The 364-nt window shown below is 67.3% G+C and carries 1 protein-coding gene; it reads left to right on the top strand.

The genetic code is table 11. The features are described from left to right. Positions 1-15 precede the first annotated feature (15 nt). Positions 16-364: alcohol dehydrogenase catalytic domain-containing protein (locus tag AC5RVV_RS18250; RefSeq protein WP_494002746.1), on the top strand; the 349-nt coding region annotated here is incomplete at its 3' end.

Genomic DNA, 364 nt, shown 5'->3' with positions numbered 1-364 from the left:
AACCCCGCCGATGCGATGAATCGCCAACACGGCACATTCTCCGGCGAACCGCCGTTCATCCTCGGGTGGGACGTTTCGGGCACGATCGAGGCAGTCGGTCTGGGAGTGACCCTGTACCAGCCCGGTGACGAAGTGTTCGGGATGCTTCCCTTCCCCCACGGCCACGGCGCCTATGCCCAGTACGTCGTGGCTCCGACACGCGTGCTCGTTCCGAAGCCAGCCAGTCTGGACCATGTGCAGGCTGCGGCCATTCCCCTGGCCGGACTCACCGCCTGGCAGGCGCTGGTGGAGACCGCCCAGATCGGCACGGGGAGCCGCGTGCTGATCAACGGTGCGGCCGGCGGTGTCGGACATTTCGCGGTGC

Source organism: Arthrobacter sp. MDT2-34-1, from assembly GCF_059091365.1.
The sequence above is the reverse complement of the archived record's forward strand: the minus strand, read 5'-3'. Positions and strand labels throughout refer to the sequence as shown.